The sequence below is a fragment of the Bartonella sp. AA9NXGY genome (assembly GCF_042196845.1).
GTDB lineage: Bacteria > Pseudomonadota > Alphaproteobacteria > Rhizobiales > Rhizobiaceae > Bartonella.
The window spans coordinates 131,711-140,365 of sequence record NZ_JBHIRB010000004.1 but is presented as its reverse complement, the minus strand read 5'-3'; the positions used below and the strand labels follow the sequence as shown (position 1 = coordinate 140,365).

6 protein-coding genes are annotated in these 8,655 nt (G+C 39.5%); 3 read left to right on the top strand and 3 right to left on the bottom strand.

The features are described 5' to 3' along the window. Window positions 1-453: 453 nt before the first annotated feature. Window positions 454-2,442, top strand: a complete 1,989-nt coding sequence (locus ACFIM6_RS03680; RefSeq protein ID WP_375611693.1) for a M23 family metallopeptidase — start codon at window positions 454-456, stop codon at window positions 2,440-2,442. 890 nt (window positions 2,443-3,332) lie between these two features. On the opposite strand, the gene ACFIM6_RS03675 is transcribed toward ACFIM6_RS03680, so the two are convergent. The 3 genes from ACFIM6_RS03675 to ACFIM6_RS03665 form a co-directional block, all read right to left on the bottom strand. Then, window positions 3,333-4,763: a sensor histidine kinase gene (locus ACFIM6_RS03675; RefSeq protein ID WP_375611692.1), complete on the bottom strand. Its 1,431-nt coding sequence runs from the start codon at window positions 4,761-4,763 to the stop codon at window positions 3,333-3,335. 224 nt (window positions 4,764-4,987) lie between these two features. Further along, on the bottom strand, window positions 4,988-5,542 hold the full coding sequence (locus tag ACFIM6_RS03670) for an RNA polymerase sigma factor (RefSeq protein ID WP_375611691.1): 555 nt from the start codon (window positions 5,540-5,542) through the stop codon (window positions 4,988-4,990). Between the two features lie 7 nt (window positions 5,543-5,549). Next, window positions 5,550-5,753 carry a NepR family anti-sigma factor gene (locus ACFIM6_RS03665; RefSeq protein WP_375610684.1) on the bottom strand — a complete coding sequence of 68 codons (204 nt, stop codon included), beginning with the start codon at window positions 5,751-5,753 and terminating at the stop codon, window positions 5,550-5,552. Between the two features lie 168 nt (window positions 5,754-5,921). Between ACFIM6_RS03665 and ACFIM6_RS03660 the strand changes: the two genes are divergently transcribed. Beyond that, window positions 5,922-6,716: a response regulator gene (locus tag ACFIM6_RS03660; RefSeq protein ID WP_375607013.1), complete on the top strand. Its 795-nt coding sequence runs from the start codon at window positions 5,922-5,924 to the stop codon at window positions 6,714-6,716. A 22-nt stretch (window positions 6,717-6,738) separates the two neighbouring features. Further along, complete coding sequence (locus ACFIM6_RS03655) at window positions 6,739-7,752, top strand: sensor histidine kinase (RefSeq protein ID WP_375611690.1); 1,014 nt, start codon at window positions 6,739-6,741, stop codon at window positions 7,750-7,752. Window positions 7,753-8,655: the final 903 nt, after the last annotated feature.

The window sequence follows — 8,655 nt, the reverse complement described above, 5'->3', positions numbered from 1 at the left end:
ACTCGTCGTATATAGTACTCTTTCAAGCAAAGAGTCAATATCATTTTTTATTTTTTTTTAAATAAAATAACCCAAACATTTCCAATAAAATATTGTAACAAAAAATCCTATTTCAAGACATTATTGGAAAAATCTGCCTTCATAAAAATAAAACATGAAAACAGCAAGGAGTTCAAAGAGAGCATGGCGCCTTTAAAGTAAAATATAGCACCCCATTGCAATGCATAAAAATAGGAAGTTGCCTGGGAATGAGTTAATCACAATAACGCTTGTTTTATACTACTTTAATAGAGAAAATTTTCTGCGCAGATACGATTTATAAAGACATTGCTGTATAAAGAGAATCGCATGATCTGTAATTTGTAAAAAGAATCAAATTCCTGTAGAAGCATGCTAAGCTATCTATCTATCTAGCTTTCTTTATTTAATATTGAAAAGTACTTTTATAAATCTATGTGGGATAACGAACAACAAAAAAACGATCCTGGACAAGACCCTGCTCTTGTCGTCAAGCGCTTGCGGCCTGCGCGCCGACAGGTCTCTGCTCGTTGGCTTACGGGAACCATTCTGACAGGAATCACTTCCTGCATTCTTATGGGGATTGCACTTTTTACGGCTCTTGATGAACAACAGCGATTGGTAACACCGCCACAATGGTTTACGCAAGAAAACCTATCAGAATCACAAGACCCTGAGGCCAATGGCTATAAAGGTGATCGTATTTCTCCCACCCATGCAAGGCAAAGCTTTGACAGAAAACGTCAATTTGAATTATCGATTCTACAAAAAAAAGGCGATGAAAAAGTCATTCAAACACAACATTTTGAATGGATTCGTATGGCTTTAGCCGAAAATCGCCCCCAGAAATATAGCTATCCAAAATTTGATTCTTTAAGCATTCTTGCTAGTGATACGAAAAATCAAAATATCGCACCACAAGAAGATTCTGGGCAGATTTATGGAGCAAAGGTTGAAACAAAACTCACCTTACGCAGCTATGATTTTAAGGTAAATCAATTCGATTTTGATGACAGCGACACATTGACAGATGAAGAGGCACAACAAGAAGTACAAAAAGCTGGATTTACTTTAGAAAAGAGCTCCGAACTTCTTTCAGTTCTCACATTGATTGATCCTTTAAAATTAGAAGATGTATCCTCCCCTTCCCAAGGCACAGAATCCCCTGAAGTTCGAATCGTTCAAGAAAATGTAACCGTTTCTCCTCAAAGTCACCGTATCGATCTGACGAAAAACTATGTTGAAGATATTATTCCTATTCGTAAAAAACAAACGATAGCCGATGCTTTCAAAAAAACCAGTTATACAAAAAAGCAAATTGACCAGGTTGTAAAAACGCTAGAAAAAATAAGCCTTTCCGATTCCCTTAAAGAGGGAAGCCTTTTACGCATTGGTATCGTGACACAAGCTGGTGAAGAAGACCATCTCGTACGCGCAAGTATCTATCAAGGGATGCATCATGTTCTCACCATTGCCCTGAATGATAAAGGCCAATTCATTGAAAGCACAGAGCCTAAAATGTCTAAAGCACTTAAAACGGCTTTTCAAAATGGTATTCCACATTCTTATATCAATAGCGCACAATTACCAACGGCTTATGATGCACTCTATAGTGCTTTGCTAAGCCATAATATATCACAATCTCTCTCTCATCGTCTTATTCGTCTGCTGGCCACCAATATTGATATGAAAAGTCCGATAACACCCAATGATCAGATCGAAATATTTTATGCTGTACCACAAAGCGATAAAGAAAACAAAAACGGCAAAAAGAATTTGAAAGCAAAGGAAGTATCCAAGAACGCTGATCCAGAAATTCGTTATATTAGTGCAACTTTTGGGAATACAACTTATAAATATTACCGTTATCAATTAAAAGATGGAAGCGTTGATTATTACGATTCTGAAGGGAAAAGTTCAAAGCCTTTCTTGCTGCGCAAACCCACACCAAATGGCATTTTTGGCTCTCCCTTTGGTCCACGCAAACATCCTATTTTAGGCTATGTCCGCATGCATACGGGTGTTGATTGGATTGCTCCTAAAGGATCACCCATTATTGCTGTAGGAGATGGTATTGTCACAAGAGTAGGCGTAACAGGCGGCTATGGAAACCATACGGAAATTCAACATGCCAATGGATATGTCAGCAGTTATTCACACCAAAGTCGTTATGCACCAGACATCAAACCAGGCGTGAAAGTACGACAAGGACAAATTATTGGGTATGTTGGATCAACAGGAATGGCAACCGGTCCCCATTGTCATTTTGAAATCATTGTCAATGGCGTCAAAGTTGATCCCATGCGCATTCGTATACCGGATAGCAAAGCCTTAACCAATCAAGACCTACAAACATTCCTACAAGAAAAAAACAACATTGATGCCTTGATCAACAGCCCAATAGCACCCTCCGAAGAAACTTAAAGCATCTGCATTTTTACGACTCAAAACATCTAAAAAATATGCTTGAGCGCTTACTTTTCTTAAAGAGATTTCCGCATTTTAAATATCTATTAAAGAATACGCCGAAAGATGCCACCACCCAAGGTCGCATCACAATGATTAAAAATAAAACGCCCTCCCCTTTTCTGGTTTACGCACAATAGAAAAGTGAAAAATATGAAACCCCAAAAGGCTAACTCTTCTTGTTTATTTTATCAAAACGATAGCCCGTCCTTATTTGCCATGCAATAAAATCTCAAATCAAAGAGGTGCCCGCTAAAGGATGAAGATTCTAAAATCCATATCAATCTATAAACAACCCGACTTCTTTTTGAATAGATTCCACCTATTGAATGCTTGTTGTGCATAGCCCTAAAGGACAGTGTTTCATGAACTTTCTAAGCAAGTTATCCTTGAGAATATTTGTTACACACTTTTACAAAAACACCCCATATTTAAAGTTTCACATGCCTTACAAAAAATAACAAAACTTGAAAAAACTCTCTCTTTGCAAAGCAATAGAGCTTACGAATATAAGTATTATTGGCTTAAAGAAGCACTTATTCAAAATAAATTTAAAGGCTAACTTAAGCACTTCAAAGCTCTCAGACAAGGAGAACTTTGAAAGCCTATCATCGGAGTCAACAAAGCAAAAAAACAACAAGAGAGAAAATCAAACATTACACCAAAAGATAAAGAAGCAAAGTTGTTTCTCTTGAAGGCAATTGACAATCTGATATGAATGGTGCTGTGTTCGCGCTACTGAAGCCGTATTTTTCCTTCTTCTTGTGAAAAGATGCCCTCCCCATACATTCACGATGAATGAAAGGCAGCTTACCACGAGAAAAGAAAAAATTTACCCTTTTAAAAAATCAGTCAGAGCTTTTTTTTGAACTATTCATGCTAAGTTTTGGCAAAGGAATGACAATCTTTGTGCCTCCTAAAGCAGAAGTTTCAAACAGAGGTTTTTCACCAAATTGCATACAGAGCTGTTCCACGACCACACGACCAAGTCCTGTTTTTTGTTTTAAAGTTTGGCTTTTCATTCCCACGCCATCATCTTCTACAATGAGCATCAATTGTCCATCTTTCTGGGGACCAAAGGAGATATAAATATGACCAGACCGTTGATCAGGAAAGGCATGTTTTAAGGAATTTGTCAGCAGTTCACCAAGGATAATTCCAAGTGTTGTCGCATCTCTTGAAGACAGGCGACAATCTTTAAAGTTGGTGTGAATGGTGATGTTTTCACGCAATTCAAAAGGGACTGCCAATTCGACATCATGCACAACAGAGCTGAGAAACTCTGCCAATAAAGTCGTTTCCATATCATCACTTAAGCGCAAACGACGATGTGCTGTAGAAATTGTCTGAATACGATCACGTGCAGCCCCTAGAACAGCACGCACCTCTTCATTTTTGCTCCGGTTTAACTGGAGCCCCAACAAAGAAGACACCGTCCCAAGAGAATTGCCAATGCGATGGCTTGCATCCTGCAACAATATTTCAACCCGTTGGCGTTCTTTTTCAGCGTGATTACGTGCTCTTTCTAATTCTTGTGTTCGTTCTTTCACGCGGGCTTCCAGAGCGATATTTTCACTATGAAGCAGCAATTGATACAATTTTAAAGAGCGCATATCACGATGAAAACGATTAATAACAAAATAGGCAGAAATAAAGGTACTCACAACGGAAACAATAGCCGCCAATGTCAAAGCCGCCCGCATCAATGCGATACCCTCACGCTGTTTTTGTCGCACCACATCATCCCCATTAATAAAGCTTGTCATCAATTGAGCTAAACGTGCTACAGGAATCTTTGATACTTCCAAAGAGTCCGCATGAGAAGGTTGAGAAGGTTGTTCAGGAATCGCATCAAGAGCACGCATATGGGCATTCATAAAGGCTTTTCGTGCTTCAACCTCTTCTTTAAAAGCCGTAAACCATTTATACCACTGCGGATGCGCATAAACAATAAGTGCGATATAGTCGAGAATATTCCCCAACTCCCGCTCTGCATTTTCAAAACGTATTTTATCTTCCGCCTTGCGCGTTTTTGCATAGCTGCGATCAGCAACAGCCATATCAATCAGGCTAATAAGGACCAAATCAGCCTGTTCGCGCAATTCTGAACTTGTATTCAACTGTGCGACTTCTCGATCAACGGCATTTGAAAGCAACATAATAAAAACCGATGCCAAAAGAGCCATAACAAGAGAAACAACAATCGCACCCCACCGCCAGCGTGATATCGTTGCATCAGAAGAAGGCATTTGAGGCATCAAATTTGTTTTTGTTGTCATAGAATGTCCATTGGCGAACTTGAAAGTCGTCATTTTTCAGCACAAAGGAAGGCAACCTTATGGAACATAAAACCTAAAGCCCGTGAGAAAGTTTTATACAGGCTTTTCTTGTGTTCCTAAGGATACACGCCAAACTTCTGAATTCCCTCAGATACTGACTTTACTGTAATAGCTATAACGGGAATAAAAAAAACAAGGCTATCGATCATAATTATTATGCTTTTTTAGCCGTTAAATGAACACAATGTACTTCCAGCTGAGTAAGAATCAGGACCATAATCAGACTCACCGTTGACTTTAAGAAGTTCTTGTAATCGATTACGCGCCCTGCTCACACGGCTTTTAATGGTTCCAACAGCACAACCACAAATAGCCGCAGCATCTTCATAAGAAAATCCCGATGCGCCAATGAGAATAATGGCTTCTCTTTGATCGGCAGAAAGCAAATTTAAGGCTTTTTTGAAATCTTGCAAATCAAGTGATCCATATTGAGCAGGATGAACAGCGACATTTTGAGTAAACACGCCGTCGGTATCTTGAACTTCTCTTCCCTTTTTACGCATTTGACTATAAAATTCATTGCGCAAAATGGTAAAAAGCCAAGCTTTAAGATTAGTTCCCATCTCAAAACTATCTTGCTTAGCCCATGCCTTCATAACAGTATCTTGGACCAAATCTTCGGCTTTATCGTGCTTGCCACTTAAAGAAACAGCAAAAGCTCGTAAAGCCGGCAACACAGAAAGGAGTTCTTGTTTAAAGTTTTTCGCGCACTTTGACATAAAGGATTCAAACCTTTTCCACATTGTTTAAGCCAAATTGCTCTGCGCGCTCCAACTTCTCTAAAAGCTCAAGCAAACACCGTGGCAGTGCTTCTTCTTGAATTTCCATGTAAAATTGACGTAACTTCCGTGCTATTTCGCTATTGACCCCGAGAAGATCATCTCCAACTCTAAATTGTGTGGTGAGATTTTTTTCATCACGGTCGTTCATTTTTCATCCCCCTAATCCATATATTACTAGTAGCACCGCGAAGAATTTTTCGCCTTATGGTTGTAAATATAGCTGTCGGTAAAAAGTTCCATACAAATCAAGGAACTTTTTTATCGGTTGAGAATTTCAACCAACAAAATGCTTGAAAGGTCAAAGGAGTTATAAATTATGTCATTATCAACGCGCATTGCCCCGCATCTTCCCTATCTTCGGCGTTTTGCCCGCTCTGTCACCGGTAGCCAATCCTCTGGCGATGCCTATGTTTCAGCGATGTTGGAAGCACTCATTGCCGACATCTCCATTTTTCCCAAAGCCTCCACTGACCGAATTGGTACCTATTGGCTTTTTTGCCATCTTTTTGACCAAACCACACCAAACATCCCAGAACCCCTGCCCCAATTTGGTCTTGAACAAAAAACCAGTGCCAAATTATCCTATCTCACGCCCCGTGCACGCCAAGCATTTTTGCTCATTGCCGTTGAAGGATTTCATGAACAAGACGCCAGCGAAATCATGAATCTGGATACGAAAGAATTTCGCAAGCTTCTCAACCAAGCATCCATTGATATTTCTCAACAAATTGCCACTGAAGTAATGATTATTGAAGATGAACCTCTTATTGCACTTGATATTGAGCAAATGGTAGAAAGCCTAGGTCATCATGTTGTAGGAATAGCGCGCACGCGTGATGAAGCTGTCATCATGTATCATAAGAAAAAACCACGGTTGATTTTGGCTGATATTCAATTAGCCGATAACAGTTCAGGGATTGATGCGGTCAACGAGATTTTGAAAAATGACCGTATACCGGTGATTTTCATCACGGCTTTTCCCGAAAGGCTTCTCACTGGCGAGCGTCCAGAACCAACTTTTTTAGTAACCAAACCTTTTAACCCTGATATGGTGAAAGCGCTTATTTCCCAAGCTTTATTTTTTCAAGAGAATGCTTCTAAAGCGGCTTAGAACAGGGTAACATCTTAAAATTATGATCGTTACGCCTCTTTCAAAGCCTCCCATGGATAAATCTCATATGAGTGCGCTCATGCAAGCGATTCGTGGTGCTGATATTTGCGTTCTCTATCAGGCAACAAATCTGGTTTATTTATGGGCTGAAAACTTGCCACACCATTTGCACAATAAATGGCGGGTTGGGTGTCGTGACAGCGACTTTTTTTCGCTTGACCTTGCAGACAATATGGAAACCATCAAACTGCAAGTTTTAGCCAGTGGCAAAATGCAAACTGTTGAAGCACGTTTTGAAGATACAAATAAACAAGAGATTTGGTACAAATTTTCCATTGATTGCCACCGCAATGATAACGAAGACATTATTGGTATTATCACCACCGGTGTCAATATTTCCGGCTTACGCCGCCGTGAACAAGTGCTTAAAATCCTTCTTCGCGAAGTCAGTCACCGTTCTAAAAATCTTCTAGCGATCATTCAAAGTATTGCCAGCCAAACCGCCCGCTATACTGAATCTCTTCAGGTTTTTTTACGAAAATTTCAAGGTCGTCTTCATTCTCTTTCTCATTCTCAAGATCTGATCACTGATTCCGATTGGCGCGGTGCTCAATTTCGCGAATTGGTCCAAACGCAGGCTTTAGGTTATTTTATGAAAGAAACAGAACGTTTTTCACTTGAAGGCGTCGATCCTTATCTTTTTCCCAATGCCGCTTTGCATATCGGTTTGGCTTTTCATGAACTGATTGTCAATTCTCTTTCTTTTGGAGCCCTTTCCCAAGAAAAGGGGAGCATCTGTGTACGCTGTGAAATTGAAACAAAACTGAATGGCAAAACGCAACTTATCATCACTTGGCATGAAAATTTTGAATCCGGCATCCCTCCCACAAACAATAAAAAAGCCTGTTTTGGTAGTGCCGTTCTCGAAAAAATCGTTCCCATTTCCGTGAATGGTTCAGCTTCCCTCAAATTGACACAAGAAGGAATTGTCTATTGCCTCTCTGTTCCTGATACTTATTTTGATATTTTTTCTTAAAAGAGCATTTTAAACAATGAACAAGAGAAGTTTCCCCTTTTTTAGCAAAATGTCTCATCTGTTTATTAAGCACAAAGATATTTTCAACCCCTTTAAACCAACCTCTATTGTCCCCCAATAGTTCCCCAAAACCTTAACGATGAGAACTGAAAGCCACATAAAATCCATTCCCGCTGTCAATCAACTTCCATCCCTCATATAACCGGCATATTTTAAAACAGAAACCAAAACGATAAAGAGCAAACCGTTTCAGCTTTTATATGCCAAATAAAAGCGAGCCTATTACCCATCTCTTTTTGTGTAATTTTCGCAATGCGTATATAATTTTATTTTGGCAGAATATGAAATTTCAAGGAGTAAAGCTAATATCCATCATCACTCTTCAGCTTTACGGGCTTAAAGCATCCACGACAACGACAATTAATTGATGTAAATTACACATTTTATGCTTTTATTTATCGCATTCTTTAATGGAGATATCCTCTTCAGTTACAATAGGGCATCCTAAAACAGGATACACTTGTGTTCCTCATTCACGCACTTTTTTAATATTTCCCAGCGCATCCACGCTCATTTCAAAACAGTATGTGTAAATAAGATATAATAGCCCCCGTAAAGTGAACCATCAAAACCGCCCCTTGTTACGCCACGTCCTTCTTTACCTTCATGCCCCTTTTCACTTCATAAAAGTAGTAGCTGAGCATCATCATACCATTTGTCTCTCATGTTACAACAGCCATTGACCTTTGAGAGCGTCCATAAGAGGCATTTCAGTCTTTTTTCAAATATTACTCACCGACATAGAGCCCCCACACACACCCTTTTATGACGTGCAAGCCAATGACTTTGATTAATTCACTATAGAACCCGCATCTCAAAGGGGAAAACCCATCTCAAAGGGGA